This window comes from Pseudomonas antarctica, from assembly GCF_001647715.1.
Taxonomy (GTDB): domain Bacteria; phylum Pseudomonadota; class Gammaproteobacteria; order Pseudomonadales; family Pseudomonadaceae; genus Aquipseudomonas; species Aquipseudomonas antarctica_A.
This window is the reverse complement of record NZ_CP015600.1, coordinates 4,997,326-5,011,938: the sequence shown is the minus strand read 5'-3', so window position 1 is coordinate 5,011,938 and position 14,613 is coordinate 4,997,326. Positions and strand designations below refer to the sequence as shown.

At 59.8% G+C, this 14,613-nt stretch carries 14 protein-coding genes and 2 pseudogenes; 4 read left to right on the top strand and 12 right to left on the bottom strand.

Going from position 1 to position 14,613, the window contains the following annotated elements; all coding sequences use genetic code 11:
* Positions 1-13 precede the first annotated feature (13 nt).
* Positions 14-898, top strand: coding sequence for a LysR family transcriptional regulator (locus A7J50_RS22720; protein WP_064453819.1), 885 nt, complete (start codon positions 14-16; stop codon positions 896-898).
* On the opposite strand, the gene A7J50_RS22715 is transcribed toward A7J50_RS22720, so the two are convergent.
* The 5 genes and pseudogenes from A7J50_RS22715 to A7J50_RS22700 form a co-directional block, all read right to left on the bottom strand.
* Positions 895-1,428, bottom strand: a complete 534-nt coding sequence (locus A7J50_RS22715; RefSeq protein WP_064453818.1) for a DUF1003 domain-containing protein — start codon at positions 1,426-1,428, stop codon at positions 895-897. The two genes, A7J50_RS22720 and A7J50_RS22715, sit on opposite strands and share 4 nt — an antisense overlap.
* 76 nt (positions 1,429-1,504) lie before the next feature.
* Positions 1,505-1,942: pseudogene (locus A7J50_RS32295) on the bottom strand (methyl-accepting chemotaxis protein); the annotation flags it as partial.
* Between the two features lie 111 nt (positions 1,943-2,053).
* Positions 2,054-2,758: pseudogene (locus A7J50_RS32290) on the bottom strand (PAS domain-containing protein); the annotation flags it as partial.
* Between the two features lie 329 nt (positions 2,759-3,087).
* Entirely contained in the window at positions 3,088-4,146 is a 1,059-nt protein-coding gene (locus tag A7J50_RS22705) for a diguanylate cyclase (protein WP_064453816.1), read from the bottom strand.
* Positions 4,147-4,336: 190 nt separating this feature from the next.
* Complete coding sequence (locus A7J50_RS22700; RefSeq protein ID WP_064453815.1) at positions 4,337-4,963, bottom strand: TetR/AcrR family transcriptional regulator; 627 nt, start codon at positions 4,961-4,963, stop codon at positions 4,337-4,339.
* Positions 4,964-5,085: 122 nt separating this feature from the next.
* Between A7J50_RS22700 and A7J50_RS22695 the strand changes: the two genes are divergently transcribed.
* The 3 genes from A7J50_RS22695 (at position 5,086) to A7J50_RS22685 (ending at position 7,721) form a co-directional block, all read left to right on the top strand.
* The gene (locus tag A7J50_RS22695) at positions 5,086-6,144 is read left to right on the top strand and encodes an MBL fold metallo-hydrolase (protein WP_064453814.1); all 1,059 of its coding nucleotides are present in this window, start codon (positions 5,086-5,088) and stop codon (positions 6,142-6,144) included.
* Positions 6,145-6,252: 108 nt separating this feature from the next.
* Positions 6,253-6,981, top strand: coding sequence for a hypothetical protein (locus A7J50_RS31990; RefSeq protein WP_237140863.1), 729 nt, complete (start codon positions 6,253-6,255; stop codon positions 6,979-6,981).
* Positions 6,982-7,163: 182 nt separating this feature from the next.
* The gene (locus tag A7J50_RS22685; RefSeq protein ID WP_064453812.1) at positions 7,164-7,721 is read left to right on the top strand and encodes an AAA family ATPase; all 558 of its coding nucleotides are present in this window, start codon (positions 7,164-7,166) and stop codon (positions 7,719-7,721) included.
* On the opposite strand, the gene A7J50_RS22680 is transcribed toward A7J50_RS22685, so the two are convergent.
* The 7 genes from A7J50_RS22680 to argH all read right to left on the bottom strand — a co-directional run bounded on the left by A7J50_RS22680 (position 7,651) and on the right by argH (position 14,596).
* Positions 7,651-8,031 carry a helix-turn-helix domain-containing protein gene (locus A7J50_RS22680; protein WP_082895945.1) on the bottom strand — a complete coding sequence of 127 codons (381 nt, stop codon included), beginning with the start codon at positions 8,029-8,031 and terminating at the stop codon, positions 7,651-7,653. The two genes, A7J50_RS22685 and A7J50_RS22680, sit on opposite strands and share 71 nt — an antisense overlap.
* 106 nt (positions 8,032-8,137) lie before the next feature.
* Entirely contained in the window at positions 8,138-9,085 is a 948-nt protein-coding gene (locus tag A7J50_RS22675; RefSeq protein ID WP_064453810.1) for a hypothetical protein, read from the bottom strand.
* A 92-nt stretch (positions 9,086-9,177) separates the two neighbouring features.
* Positions 9,178-10,353, bottom strand: coding sequence for an MFS transporter (locus tag A7J50_RS22670; protein ID WP_064453809.1), 1,176 nt, complete (start codon positions 10,351-10,353; stop codon positions 9,178-9,180).
* Positions 10,354-10,530: 177 nt separating this feature from the next.
* A complete protein-coding gene (locus A7J50_RS22665) occupies positions 10,531-11,352 on the bottom strand; it encodes an ABC transporter substrate-binding protein (RefSeq protein ID WP_064453808.1) in 822 nt (273 codons plus the stop codon).
* A gap of 25 nt (positions 11,353-11,377) precedes the next feature.
* Positions 11,378-12,142, bottom strand: a complete 765-nt coding sequence (locus tag A7J50_RS22660) for an amino acid ABC transporter ATP-binding protein (protein ID WP_064453807.1) — start codon at positions 12,140-12,142, stop codon at positions 11,378-11,380.
* Positions 12,143-12,166: 24 nt separating this feature from the next.
* Complete coding sequence (locus tag A7J50_RS22655; protein ID WP_017134649.1) at positions 12,167-13,045, bottom strand: amino acid ABC transporter permease; 879 nt, start codon at positions 13,043-13,045, stop codon at positions 12,167-12,169.
* A gap of 123 nt (positions 13,046-13,168) precedes the next feature.
* Positions 13,169-14,596 carry an argininosuccinate lyase gene (argH, locus tag A7J50_RS22650; protein ID WP_064453806.1) on the bottom strand — a complete coding sequence of 476 codons (1,428 nt, stop codon included), beginning with the start codon at positions 14,594-14,596 and terminating at the stop codon, positions 13,169-13,171.
* Positions 14,597-14,613: the final 17 nt, after the last annotated feature.

Sequence of the window (14,613 nt, the reverse complement as noted above, 5' to 3'; positions counted from 1 at the left end):
GGCGTTTGCCCATATGCTCAATGCAGCCACGCACTATCAAATTGACTACTCCGACCTGTCGCTGATCCTCGCCCTGGTTCGCGGCGGTACCCTGGCACGGGCGGCGGCACTGTTGCGGGTGGATGTGTCCACGGTGTTCCGCGCGGTGCGGCGATTGGAAGCGGCGCTGGGCCAGACCTTGTTTGAAAAAAGCCGCGCCGGCTACCTGCCCACCAGCTTGGCCAGCAATCTGGCGCAGCAGGCCGAGCATGCAGAACAAGCGTTGGAGGCGGCGCGCATTGGGGTGGAGCAGGGCGGCGAAGTGATCAGCGGTACCGTGCGCCTGACCTGTACCGATTCGGTATTGCAAGGCCTGCTGTTGCCGGCGTTGGCGCGGTTCATGCCCGATTACCCGGCGTTGACGCTGGAACTGAGCACCTCCAACGATTTTGCCAACCTCAGCCGTCGCGATGCGGATATCGCCCTGCGCCTGACCAAGACACCGCCGGAACATCTTGTCGGCCGCTGCCTGGGCACGGTGGCCTATCAGGTGTGCGCCAGTGCAGATTTCGTGCGGCGGCACGAAGGGCGGGAGCTGGCCGATTTGGCTTGGATCGCACCGGATGACTTCCTGCCCGACCACCCCACTGTCGCCTGGCGCCGCGAGCACTTGCCGGGTGTGCGCCCCAGTTATCGCTGCAACAGCATGTTGTCGGTCACCGAACTGGTGCGCGCGGGCCTGGGGGTGGCTGCGCTGCCGGATTTTCTACTGGCGGATGGTTTGCAGCCCCTGGGCCCCACTCTGGCGGGACGTGACACGGCGCTGTGGTTGTTGACGCGCCCGGATTGCCGGGCGCTGCGTTCGGTGGTCGCGTTGTTTGATGAGTTGGGACGGCATGTGCGCTGGTCGCGTCGTTAGGGTTTTCGCACAAAGTGTTCATGCATTTCGCACGTCAGGCTCTCAATACGCTCGGTGAGCTTCTTGGTCATTTCCGTCAGCCGCGTGTTCTGCTCCAGCAAATCCAGCAGTTGCTGGGTGGTCTGTTCGGCCTGGGCCTGGCGTTCGGTGTTGGCGATGGCGATGGCTTCGCGGTGTTGCGCGTCGGCATCGGACTGGGCTTTGTCGCGGGCGGCCTGACGCGTCTGGGCCAGCAGGATCAATGGCGCGGCATAGGCGGCTTGCAGGCTGAAAGCCAGGTTGAGCAGGATGAACGGGTACACGTCGAATTGGGTGATGCCGGTGATGTTCAGCACGATCCACACCAGGACGATCACGGTTTGCGCGCCGAGGAACGTCGGGGTACCAAAGAAGCGCGCGAAGGCTTCGGCCTTCAGGGCGAAGGTGTCGTTGCCGAAGGTCGTCGCCAGGTGGGCGTGGCCTCGGTGGAAACGCAAGTGGTCGACGGGCGCAGCTTGCGGCTTTGCAGGGGGCGTGGCGTCTGGGGTCATGGCGGGCTCGAATCCTAAGCGTTAAGACAAGCAAGCACTATAGACCGAGCCCCCAGCCAGGCACATGAAGAACCGGTCAGTGATTGCCCCGCTCGTTGGCAAACGCGCTCACCGCTTGCACCGCCTCGGTAGTGCCCTCGCGAATTTGCAGGATGACCGTGCCTGCACGGTTGGCCAGGTCGACCCCAAGCGCCGCACGGTCGCGGGTGCTGTCCATGCTCTCGATGGCTTGGCGGGTTTCGTCCTGGATCATCGCGATCATGCTGGAAATTTCCGCCGTCGAGCCGCTGGTACGTGCCGCCAATTGCCGTACTTCATCGGCCACCACGGCAAAGCCACGGCCTTGCTCACCGGCGCGCGCCGCTTCGATGGCCGCGTTCAGCGCCAGCAAGTTGGTCTGGTCGGCAATCCCGCGAATGGTGTTGACGATGGCGGTGATTTGTTGCGAACGCTCACCCAGCTTGGCGATCAGTTGCGAGGAACCGTCAATGTCGGCAGCGATCGCGCGCATGCCGCTGGCGGTTTGCTGAATCACATCGGCGCCTTTTTCGGCAATGTCCCGGGTGTTCATGGAGATGTGGTACGCCTGGTTGGCGCTCGCGGCGTCGGCGGCATGCTGTTGCACCCTGGCGGTGACGTCGGAGGCGAATTTGACCACTTTGCACAGGCGCCCGCTGGCGTCGTAGACCGGGTTGTAGTTGGCTTCGAGCCACACGGTCTGGCCGTTTTTATCAATGCGCTCGAACTGGCCGCTGAACAACTCGCCCTGGTTCAAACGTTTCCAGAACTCGCTGTATGCCGAGCTATTCGCCAGCTCCGGTTTGCAGAATACGCGGTGATGCTGGCCCTGGATCTGCGACAGGGTGTAACCCATGCGCTGCAGGAAGTTTCCGTTGGCCGTGATGATGGTGCCGTCGAGGTTGAACTCGATCACCGCCATGGCGCGGTCGATAGCGCCCAGTTTGGCGTTGGCTTCGCTTTCGGTTTGCAGGCGCGGTGTGACGTCCATGGCGTACTTCACCACTTTGATCACCTGGCCCGTGTCATTGCGCACCGGGTTGTAGCTGGCCTCCAGCCACACCGACTGTCCGCTGCCAGCCACCCGTTCGAAGGTGCCGGACTGAAATTGGCCATTGCGCAATTGCGTCCACAACTGGTTGTACTCGGCGCTGCGGGCGAAGGCGGGCGTGCAGAACATTCGGTGGGGCTGGCCCACAATCTGTTCGGCGCGGTAGCCCATGGTCTTGAGGAAGTTGTCATTGGCCCGCAGCACGACGCCCTGCAGGTCGAATTCGATCACTGCCATGGAGCGTTCGATGGCATCCAGCATGCTGGCTTGCTGGGCGTTGGTGAGTTGCAGGGTACTGATGGTTTTTTTATGGGCGTTGAATAGCATGTTCGAGGGCTCGGGGAAGCACGCGTCTAAAGTATCCATGAATGTGCGCCTGACCCCGTACGGCCCTGGGCCTTACGGTTGACTTGCTCATTGTCAGCTTCCTGATGCTGACAGAGGGGGTTGAACAACGGACTCAGAGTGATAAGCCTGCCAAGAAGTTCGCTGCCCGTGCAGGACCATCATGGGGCAGGCGACCAATGGAGGCATTATGCTATCGCTGTGGGGTGCTGACAGAAGATTCAGACGAGATGTTGTATGACAACTTAGGCTGAATGAGCGATGACGTAGTCGCTGACAGTAACCCGATTACGGCCTGTGTCCTTGGCCGCGTACAGCGCGCGATCCGCGGCGTTGAGCCACATGGCGGCATCGCTGTAGACGGGGCGGAAGTCTGCCAGGCCGATACTCAGGCTCACGCGCAGCTCAGGGATCTGCGGATTACGATAGTTACTAAATAGTTCGCGTATCTGTTCCATGACCTGCGCCGCTTCTTCAAGCGGCATTTGCGGAAGAATCACACAGAACTCGTCGCCGCCATAACGGCCAGCCAAGTCGTTTTGTCGCAGGTGCAGGCGTAATTTCTGGCTCAACTGACGCAATACCGCATCCCCGACGATATGGCCGTAAGTGTCATTGATCTGCTTGAAGTGATCGATATCGATCAGGGCGATCGTGGCTTGGCCGTGTTGCTGCTGGCACTTATGGAACTTGAGGTTCAGCAGGTCTTTCCACGAACCATGGTTGAGCAGGCCGGTCAGGCTATCGATGCGGCTCTGGGCGCTGAGGGCGCGCTTGTGTTCCGACAGCTTGATCGCCAACTGATAGCAGACCATGCCGATGGCCACCGGGTAGAGCGCCAACATCGGCAGGCAGGTGTAGACCTGGATGAGGCTGACGCTGGGGTTGAACTTGATGCCGAACAAGCCCCACGCCATGCCGACGCCGGCGGCCTGTGCCAGCAGCCCGCGCAGAAACAGGCGCTTGCCGCCGGCGGCGACGTTGTTCATGGTCATCATTGACATAATGGTCACGGCCGTCAGAGGGCTGAACTGGGCAGCGGCGGCCCAGAAGCCGACGAACAACGAGTCATAAAGCAGGTTGCGCTGTTCGGCTTGGTACGGAAACGGCGAGTGAACGGACAGTTGGTACGCCACATGTGCCCAGGCAAAACCATTGAATAGCAGGAACGCCCAGACCCAGCCTGGCATCGCCAGAGGGTAAAGAGCGCCGACGACACTGATACAACCAACCCCCAGGCCGATGATTCTTGGCTTGTAGATACGTCTGGCAAATGACAGCCCTTTGCCTAATCTGTTTTCCATAGTGTTCCGGGTCAGCTCTTTTGTGCAGATGCAACAGCGTGCGTCAGCGGTTAGAGCCGTTGCTCGAATAATAAGTGTGAATATTGTCAGTTATTCGAGTGGGAATAATCAGTGTCCTTCCAAGCCATTTGCGCGGCACAACCGGTGAATACGCAAAAAGAGCCTGGAATGTGGTTCATGCAATCGGGTTTTACTGCGGGCGGGAAGCGCTGACTTCATAACCCGCCAGGAACAGATCGATAGCCGATTCGATCACGTTGGCTTGGCTGGCGGCATCCAGGACAGGTTGGCCCAGGGTGATTTGCGGCCAAAAGGCGAAGGCTTTGAGCAGACTTTGTATCTGGTGGGCGGCGAAGGCCGGGTCGGTGCAGGAAAGTCGGCCATCGTCCTGTGCGGCACGTACCCATTGGGTGAAGCCTTCTTCGCGTTTGCTCAGACGGTTGACCATGTCTTGCGCGCGTTCCGGGGAATGGATAGTGGCGGCAATCGCGACACGGGCGAGGTCGAGGAAATTGGTGTCCGACATCATCTGCATCTTCGCTTGCAGTAACCCGCGCAATTGATCGCGCAGCGGTCGGTCGCTGGCGTAGCTCACGTCCAACTGCGCAACGCTGCTGGCCCACAATTGGTGGAGGATTTCTGCGAACAACTCTTCCTTGCTGGGGAAGTGGTTGTACACCGTGCGCTTGGAAACACCTGCAGTGGCGGCGATTTTGTCCATGCTGGTGACCTCGAACCCGTTAGCCCGAAACTCGGCGATGGCAGCTGCCACGATGGCTTCGCGTTTACGGTCGGTGAGGCGCAGGGGAGCAGTCATGGGGGGCGTTCGGCTCTTAGAGGAAATTACACTCGGCAGTTTACTTGCTTCGCGTTTTGTTGCAATCTAGAAACTACACTGTGCAGTGTAGTTCATGAGCGGACCGTAGGAGTCACTCTGCAATGGCCACGATATCAACCCGTCTCGACCCAGCGCCTGCGGCGCTCAAGCCTGCCGAGCAGGCGCAAGGAAATTTCAGCAACGACGCCCCGGTTCAGCATGGCGGCTTTGGCAAGACGTTGCGTATTTTCTGGAACATGCTGTTTAACAAGCCGCGCAGTACGCGCCCGGTGGGCAAGATCCCGGTGCAAGCCTTGACGCGTGAGCTGCTGTTGGCCGCTCCCGATCACAGCGTGTTCCGCCTGGGGCACTCCACCGTACTGCTGAAAATGCGCGGTAAATTCTGGGTCACCGACCCGGTGTTCGCCGAACGTGCCTCACCGTTCAGTTGGGCCGGCCCCAAGCGCTTCCACCAGCCGCCTATCAGCCTTGAAGACTTGCCGCCGCTGGAGGCGGTGATTCTTTCCCACAATCATTATGACCACCTTGACCGCAACGCCGTGGTCCAACTCGCCGACAAAACCCGTTACTTTCTCGCGCCGTTAGGCGTGGGCGACCTTCTGGTCAAATGGGGCGTGGATGCCAGCAAAGTCCGGCAACTGGATTGGTGGGAAGGCACCGAGGTCGATGGCATTCGGTTTATCGCTTCGCCGGCGCAGCATTTTTCTGGGCGCGGCCTGTTTGATGGCAACCAGACCTTGTGGTGTTCCTGGGTAATGATCGACGGCGCGCGGCGGATCTTTTTCAGCGGCGACACGGGTTACTTCGATGGCTTCAAACGTATCGGCGAACAATATGGCCCGTTTGACCTGACGTTGATGGAAACAGGCGCTTACAACGTCGACTGGCCCCACGTGCACATGCAGCCGGAACAGACCCTGCAAGCCCATATCGACCTCAAGGGCCGCTGGCTGCTACCGATTCACAATGGCACCTTTGACCTGGCGTTTCACGCCTGGCACGAACCGTTCGACCGCATCATGGCCCTGGCCTGGGAGCGCAACGTGTCGATTACCACGCCGGCGATGGGGCAGGCGTTCAGCTTGAACCAGCCCGAACGCGGGCATGCCTGGTGGTTGGACGTAGAAACTCAAGGCGCGCAAGAGCACGCTGCGGGCTGAGGCAAGGGGCTTTTAAAAAAGGTCTTTTCAGGGTGTTTCCGCCCTGCGACAAACGCCAGATGGGAGTGCGATCATCCCGGGAAAGTTATTCCCGGGGTGCAGGTTTTGATGGAAAAAGATTGTAGGACGCATTGGCAATTGGGTATGCCCTGTCACCTGGAGCCATTGACTGGCGAAGAGATGAGCTCGGCGCATGTGCCCGTTCATTCTCACCCCGATAAAGCGAACCTGGCGGGTGTCGTCTTCGCTGCCGAGCACTCCAGGGGCGTCGCGCCCATTCCTGGCTATAACACCCTGGCGCCACTCATGCGAGCCGTGCGGGACCCTGCCTTATCCCTCATCGCTGTGAGTGATGTCGACCCCACTGGGCCGGTGATGGTGGAGGTCCCCCTGGTGCTGAACAACACCACCTTCACGCCTTCCCAAATGCTGTCGGGGTGGCGCATCGGGTTTGCGGATCGGTATGTGTGCGGCGATCATCGCGAACCCGTCGAACACAGCGCGGCTTTGCGCCGTGCCTTTGAGGTTCTGCGTCAGGCCGGTGCGCAATTGGTGCCGGTGGACGCCCGACGTGAGAATTACAACCTTCAATTCAGCCTGCAGCGTTCTAATGAAATTGATGAGCTCGTGACCGCGCATCGCCTGGACGCTTTGGTATCTGACGAGCAGAGCGCCGCGTTTCACGGGGCTTGTACAAACGGGTATCCCTCGCTGTGCGAACCTTTGGAAGAGGGCGCCAAACTCTGGGTGTATGGCGCCCGGTGGGCGCGTGATGCGCTGCCCACGCTGCTGTGCGCGTTTCGACAGATGAGCGCTTGCGTGTCAGGCCATCCGTAGCAACTACCTGGCGCGCTGAACTCTCCTACGATGTGAGTGGCGAGGGTCTTAACGTCTTAGGGGCTGCAGTTCTTAGACTGGCGTCGAGCAGGCGGCTCAAATCAGCGCGAAACCTGGGCTTTAAATGTTGCGCCGGGCGCGGCAAGCCTGACTGATGACACTCAATGCCATTGAGGGAAGCCATGACCTACAGAGTCCACATTCTCGGCGCGGCGGGTGCCGGTACCACAAGCTTGGGAAGGGCCTTGGCCGAACGCCTGAATGTCGCTTATTTTGACTCCGACGACTTCTACTGGCAGCAAACTTCGGAGCCCTTCACCGTCGCTCGGCTGAGGGATGAACGCACCCGACTGCTGGTGGAACAGAGTGCCGACCTCGAGGGCTGGGTGGTGTCCGGCTCACTGTGCGGCTGGGGCGATGCCATGATCCCGCAGTTCACGCATGTGGTATTCCTGCGTGTGGACCCGCAAATACGCCTGAGCCGCCTGCGCCTGCGTGAAGTGCAACGCTACGGCGACAGGGTGCTGGTGGGAGGCAGCCGCCATGAAAACAGTGTGGCTTTCCTCGCCTGGGCCGCCCGTTACGATGAGGGCAATCACAGCCTACGCAGCCTGCGTCGGCATGAAAGCTGGCTGAAACCATTGACCTGCCCGGTGATCCGGCTGGACTCTACGCACCATTCGGTTGCGGCGTTGGTGAATCAATTGATGCCGCTGTTGAGCCCATCAGTCGCGAAATGATGCCTTGTGCGCTGGGCTCGGCCTGGGGGCGGTCAAACCTGCGTGCACTCATGCCCCACCCCGGCGCAAACCCCGGGAAAAACACCAGCCCTTCAGCCTCCAGCCGAAATGCCAATGCCAAGCGGGTTTCATCAGCCGCATCGGCCTGGCTTTCAAAGCGTTGAACCGCTTCCACCGCCAGCCCGGCCTGGCGGGCCAGGTCTTCCCGGCTCCAGCCCAGCATCGCGCGGGCCTGCACACTGTGCTTGGCGGTGAATTGATGCAGGACGATCTGTTGTTCTACGAAAGAGCTCATTGCCAGAGAGGACATGGGGTTTCTCCAGGATTCGACGGGGGAGGGCAAACTATACTGTGTTTTTGTACAGTTGTTTTGACCGCTCATCAACTGGATTTTTTTATAGCGTTTCAGCTATCCCTCATTCCACCCCTGGCGCCTCCCGAATGATCAGGTGATCGAGGTTTTCGATATTCGCGCTGAACACCCCGAACGTCTGCTCGGGGTTCTTCTTGCTGGGCACCTGTTTCAACGCCGGCGTTACGCCGTAGAAGAAGCAGTACAGCGGCCGCTCACTGTCCACCGCCGCCTTGATCTGCTCAAGGAACGCCTTGCGCTTGCGGTAGTTCTCGATGAGTTTTTTGCTCAGGTAGACATTGACCGAGTAGGGCTTCTTGTCGAGCCACACCTTCTTTTCGAAGTCGATGCGAAAGCTGCTGGTGTAGTCCTTGATCGCCTTGATCCTGCCCCAGTAGATCAGGCCGTTGTTGTCCTGCAGGTATTCGATTTTCTTGAAAAACGTCCAGTAGGTCGCGGTGTGCTCGCCGATCTTCAGCGGCATGGCCTTGAGCCTGTCCTTGTCGTCGATGTTCGACACGTAGCATTCCACCGGGTGGGCGAATACGCTGGTTTTGTCCGGGGTTGAATCGCTTGCTCTGTGGGATGGTTCGGAGCGGGTTGAAGGCGCTTTCGTTGGCTCTTGTGGGGCGCTGCCCTCGGACCCAACCCGTGGCGTTTTACGTTCGTACTGACGCCGTGTCAGCACAAATTCCGATGGGAAATTATCCTCGCGCTCGTCGTCACTTTCGCCGGCTGCGGTCTTGTGCGTGCTGGCATAGCGGCAGCCGTCGATATGGCGGGTGCTGGTCTTGTTCTTGAAGTGCGGTGTGCGCAGGTAATTGACGTTTTTCGCGTTGAATGTGCTCAACGTATTGCCCGTATCAAATGCCGCGCGGCATTCATCGTTGGGGCACAGGAAACGGTCCTTGTCGGAATCGAAGTCGGCCGTTTCGTCGAAATTCAGGTCTCGTACGTCGTAGATCGACAGCTTGTCATCGAGACTCAGGCTGTAGGCCGTGTCGAATTTCATGGGGCTCGGGTCCGTGAGATGAATTGCTGGATATTACGCAAAACTTCGCCTTTAAGGAGATCAAAAGTGTGGGAGCGGGCTTGCTCCCACATTTAGATATGAGGCGTGCTGGCTACACGCCGTCCACTCAGGAAACACAAGGTGCCGCCCACGGCGGTCAGTGCGCCGAGGGCATAAAACATGCTGACGGGTGCCGAATTGATCAGTAGATAACCGCAAATCACCGGGCTCATCGCCCCGCCAAATGCGGCCAGATTTTGCGCGCCGTAGTAGCTGCCGCGCAGGGCATCCGGGGCGATGGTGTCGATAAACAGGAACTCCGAGGGGTAGATGATCATCTCGCCCAAGGTGAACACGAACATCGCCAGGCACCACGTGAGCAAGCTGTGCGCCTGGCTGAAGCCGATCAGCCCGGCAATGAACAGCAGGGTGCCAAGTACGATCCAGTAGCGCAGTTGTTCGCGCTTGAGGAAGCGGCCGATTTGGTACTGCATCAAAATCACGGTAATGGCATTGCAGGCCAGCACCGCCGACAGAATCTTCAGCGCCTCGGCCGGCTTGTAGGCCACCAGCAAAAACTGCGACAGATAAAGGGTGTAGCGCCCGTGGACAATGGTGCTCAACAAACTGCCGCTGGTGAACAGGATCAGCGTGCGGTCGCTGCGCAACGTGCGCAGGGTGGTAAGAAAACTTAAGGGTTTGTTGCTGTCGTCCCGTTGGGTGGGCGGGATGCCGATCATCAGGAACAGGCTGCCAAACGCAATGGCGCTGGCGATCAGGAACGGCGCCAGTTGCATGTGGCCGGCGATCACCACGCCGACCATCGGGCCGGTGGCGTAGCCGACGTTGGTCAGTGTGTAGCGCAGTGAAAATACCTTGGCGCGATCCCCGACGGGCAGGTTCTCGCTGATGATGGCCTTGGAGCCGATCAGGAATAATGCCGACGCGGCTTCGGTGATGACCAGGGTCAGGGTGGTGAGGTAGAGGTTGCTGGCAAAGGTCAGCAACAGAAAACCGATGGAGCTGGAGAGCATGGCCAGGATCAGCAGCTTGCGCTTTTCCAGGCGGTCGATGATGTAGCCGCCGTAGAGGCCGAGCAGTGTGGCGATGAACACCGCGATGCCCATCAGCAGGCCGATGTCCTGTTGATTGAGACCCAGTCGGGTGCTCAGCAGCAAGGCCAGCAAGGGACTGGTCATGGCGCGGCTGACCACGATGGTCACCGAGCAGATCATCAGGCGGCGGATTACCAGGGAGTAGGTGGCCACGGTGGGGCGGATGTCCTTGTCATAAATGCGCAGCCGAGCCGAGCACTCTTCTAAAGCTCAATGGAGATCCCCTGTGGGAGCCGGGCTTGCCCGCGATGGCGGTGAGTCAGGCGATGTAGATGCAAGCTGATCCACTGCTATCGCAGGCAAGCCAGCTCCCACAGGAGTTTGTGGTGTTTACTGGCCGGCGTTGATGCTGATTTTCTCGACCGCACCCTGCTCCAGGTCCCATTTCTTCAGGATCTTGCCGTACGTCCCATCCTCAATCATGCCCTGCAACGCTTCACTGATCGCCGTGACCAATTCGGTGTTGCTCTTCTCAATCCCCAGCCCCGTGAACTGCTTGGAAATCGCTAGGCCCACCGGCTTGTACTTGCCCTTGTCCAGCGACATCAGATAAGGAATCGTCTCGCTGCCCTGCATCGCCGCATCCAGGCGGTTCTGCTGCAACTGCGCCCGTGCATCCGCCGAGCCTTCAGTGCCGATCACCACGATGGCCGGCTTACCCGCCGCTTCGCAGTTTTCCTTGCTCCACGCGGCAATTTCCGACGGCCAGGTAGTACGGCGGCTGGTGCCGACTTTTTTACCGCACAGGTCAGTCAACTCCTTGAGGTCTTCACGCTTGGCCAGGGTGTACAGCTGCGGGCCGCTGGTGAAGTAGTCGATGAAGGTCACAGCCTTTTGGCGTTCGGCCGTGTCGCTCATGCCCGACAGCACGATGTCCACGCGCTTGGTGGTCAGGCCGCTGAGCATTTGCTCGAAGCCGGTTTCCTGCCACTTGATCTTCACGCCGAGACGTTCGGCCAGGGCGTTGCCCAGGTCGAAATCCAGGCCGGTGAGCTTGTTGGTGGCGGTGTCTTTGAAATCCATCGGCGGGTAGTTCGGCACGATGGCCGCGCTGATCTCGCCTTTTTCCTTGATTGCTGCCGGCAATGCCGCCAATACACAGGTGGAAGCCATCAGGCCTGCGAGCAACGTTGGGATAAACAATGTTTTCATGGGGGCGTTCTCGTTAGTTTTTTAGTTAAGTGCGAACGGCAGAAATAAAGCTTTGGGTACGCGGGTTTTGTGGGCTTATTAGAATTTCTTCGGGGCTGCCGGCTTCCACAATCTGGCCGGCGTCCATAAACACCATGCGGTTGGAGACTTCGCGGGCAAAGCCCAGCTCATGGGTGACCACAATCATGGTCATGCCGCTGGTGGCCAAATCGCGCATCACCGACAGCACTTCGCCTACCAGCTCCGGGTCGAGGGCTGACGTGGGTTCGTCGAACAACATCAACTTGGGGCGCATGGCCAACGCACGGGCAATGGCCACACGCTGTTGCTGGCCGCCGGACAATTCCACCGGGTAGGCATTGCGCTTGTCCGCCAGGCCAACGCGGGCCAGCAACTCCAGCGCATCTTCGATGGCTTCCTTGGGCGAGCGCTTGAGCACCTGCACCGGGCCTTCGATGATGTTCTGCAGCACGGTCATGTGCGGGAACAAATTGAAGCGTTGGAACACCATGCCGGTCGCCAGGCGCTGGCGGGCGATCTGTGATTCGTTCATCTCATGCAGCTTGTTGCCGACAACGCGGTAACCCACCAGTTCGCCGTCGACCCACAGGCCGCCCTTGTCGATTTTTTCCAGCTGGTTCACACAGCGCAACAGCGTGCTTTTACCCGAGCCGGACGGGCCGATGATGCACATCACTTCGCCTTGCTCGACCTCGATATTGATGTCGCGCAGCGCGTGATACTCGTCGTAATACTTGTTCAGGTTGACGGCCTTGACGATGCTTCTCATGGGGCAAATCTCCTCAACCCAGGCTTACGAACGCTTGCCGGCGCCGCGGGCAAAACGACGCTCGAGGCGGCTTTGACCAAATGAAAGAACAGTCACCACCGCCAGGTACCAAATGCCGGCCACAATCAGCAGCTCCATGACCCGGGCGTTGGCGTAGTAGATGTTTTGCGCGTTGTGCAACAGCTCCGAATACTGGATCACGCTGGCCAGGCTGGTCATTTTCACCATGCTGATGAACTCGTTACCTACCGGCGGAATGATCACCCGCATGGCCTGCGGCAGAATCACCCTACGCAGCGCTTGCAAGCTCGGCATGCCGATGGACTTGGCCGCCTCGTACTGGCCGGTGTCGACCGACAGCAAGCCGGCGCGCACCACTTCGGCGGTGTAGGCGCCCTGGTTGATACTGAGGCCGAGCAGGGCGGCCACGAACGGCGTCATCAGGTCGACGGTGTCGATGCTGAACAGGCCCGGAATCGCGATCACCGGGAAAATCAGCGCCAGGTTGAACCACAGCAGCAGTTGCAAAATCAGCGGCGTACCGCGAAACAGCCAGGTGTAGGTGATGGCCACATACCGCAGGATCGGGTTGGCCGACATGCGCATGATCGCCGTGATCACCCCGATCACCACACCCAGCGCCATCGCCAGAATCGACATGACGATGGTGTTGACCAGGCCCCACAGGATGGCCTCAGACGTGAGGAACTGCCCGATGTAGGACCATTCGATCTGGCCATTGGCAAATGCGCGCAACAACGCGGCCAGGGCGATCACGATCAACGTGGCAAAAAACATCCGCCCGTAATAGCGACGCGGCACGTGCTCGTACTGCGTGATATCGAACTGGTTCTCGGACAACTTACGCTCGGCTTCCAAGCGCTCCGCCGGGGTTTGGTTCATGGTGTTACTCCAAAACTAATAACGCTCTAACTGCTGTACGCGGTCTAACGGTTGAAACCCGGTCAAATGTGGGAGCTGGCTTACCTGCGATAGCGCCAGTGAGCTCACCACACATGCCCAGACTTAAATCCGAAACCCCTGATAACTCTCAGCCCACTTTTGCTGCTCAGCCAACGCCACCTTCAACCGCCCAATCTGCTCGCGAACCCGCTCCGGCGCCGTCCCACCCCAACCACTGCGCGCCGCAATCGCTGCCTCCAGGGTCAAGCAGTCACGCACTTCGGGCAGCAACCGAGCATCCACCTCCGCCAACATCGCCGGCGAGGCTTCCCACAACTCAATCTCATGCTTCTCACAGGCCTGCACCAAGGCGCCGGTAATCTCATGCGCCTCCTTGAACGGCACACCGCGCGTGGCCAGCCAATCCGCCACCTCGGTCGCCAAGGTGAAGCCCATCGGCGCCTGGCGCCGCAGCTCTTCCACCTGCACCTTCATGGTCGCGACCATCCCGGCCATCGCCGGCAGCACCAGCAGCAAGGTGTCGACGCTGTCCAACACGCTGTGTTTGTCTTCACTCAAATCGCGGTTGTACGAGAGCGGCAACGACTTGAGCGTCGACATCAGCCCGGTCAGGTTGCCAATCAAACGCCCAGCCTTGCCCCGCGCCAGTTCGGCAATGTCCGGGTTCTTTTTCTGCGGCATGATCGAGCTGCCTGTGGCATAGGCATCGTCCAATACAACCCAGCGAAACTGGCGCGACGACCACAAGCAAAACTCCTCCGACAGGCGTGAAATGTTCACTCCGAGCATGCCCGCCACAAACAGAAACTCCGCCACATGGTCACGGCTGGCGACGGCGTCGATCGAGTTTTCGCACGGCCCGGTGTAGCCCATTTCCTTGGCCGAATGCTCGGGCTGGCGCGCAATCGCCGAGCCTGCCATTGCGGCAGCACCCAACGGCGACAACGCCGTGCGCGCATCCCAATCCACCAGGCGCTGCACATCACGCAACATCGACTGCGCGTGCGCCAACAAGTGGTGGGCAAACACAATCGGTTGCGCCTGCTGCAAGTGAGTGAAGCCTGGGCAAATGCTGTCGACGTGCTGCTCAGCCTGCTCCACCAGCGCCTGCTGCAAACCCAGCACCTCAGTGGTGATGGTGCGCGCATGGTCACGTAGGAAAAGGCGCAGGTCGTTGGCCGTTTGGTCGTTGCGTGAACGCCCGGCGCGCAGCTTGCCGCCCAAGGCGCCCAGGCGCTCGGTCAAAACGCGTTCGATAAAGGTGTGTACGTCCTCGTCATCCAGGGTTGGATGCAGGCGCCCAGCGGCGAAGTCCTCACCGATACGGTCCAGGGCCTCCAGGGTGCGCAGGGTCTCCGACTCATCCAGCAAACCGGCGCGCTGCAACTCACGGGCATGGGCACGGGAACCGGCCAGGTCGTAGGGCGTCAGGCGGAAATAGCGCTCAGGGCAACGCGACAACGCGGCCAGTGCAGCAGACGGACCGGTCTTGAAACGAGCGCCCCAAAGGCGGTCGGTGGGCTGGGACATGGGTGTTCCTCACGCTT